The sequence below is a fragment of the Vibrio sp. 1078-1 genome (genome assembly GCF_033340475.1).
The window spans coordinates 1-654 of the sequence record NZ_JAWOWM010000445.1 but is presented as its reverse complement, the minus strand read 5'-3'; the positions used below and the strand labels follow the sequence as shown (position 1 = coordinate 654).

2 pseudogenes are annotated in these 654 nt (G+C 40.7%); both read left to right on the top strand.

Features of this window, described 5'->3' with window-relative positions:
• Positions 1-188: pseudogene (locus R7190_RS28105) on the top strand (branched-chain amino acid transport system II carrier protein); the annotation flags it as partial.
• 103 nt (positions 189-291) lie between these two features.
• A pseudogene (locus R7190_RS28100) lies at positions 292-654 on the top strand (GGDEF domain-containing protein); the annotation flags it as partial.

Below are 654 nucleotides of genomic sequence, written 5' to 3'. Positions count from 1 at the left end.
GTTGTGTCGATGCTCTGCACATTTTGGGCTACATGCCAGAAGCCGTAGACCAATGGATGAGCCACAACATGCCTTTGTATAATGAGTTCGCGAGCTGGATTGTACCTAGTGTCATCATGGCAACGATCGGACTTTTGTTCACTAAAAAAGCAGAAGAAATCAAAGAATTCGAGCTGGTCAACGAATAGCCGCTTAACTTAAGACATCATTCTATAATTACGCTAACATACTGGACGTTTATTGATGACGGGCAAAGGAGTTGCCCGAGTAATGGTTCGTTGTGGAGCACATATGGAGAGTCACTATTTAGATATAAGAACCCTCAACTTTATTATCATTTTGTTTTCTTGTATCTATGCTATTAGCCTGCTTTGCTATCAATATACTCAGAGCAAAATTAAAGGATTAAAAACGTTCGCCATTTCTCTGCTGTTTATTGGCTTAGGCCCTTTTTTATTGGGATTTCGTGACTCAGCCCCAGATTGGCTGACGATCATTCTTTCCAATACCATCATTATCATCGGCTTTTTGCTCACGTTATATGGCGTAAGCATTTTCCGTAAATTCCCTCTCAAGTGCGCTCATGTACTCACGTTTCTGGTACCGGTATTCAGTGGCCTTTTTTATTACTTCACCTTTTATTCGCCATCTATT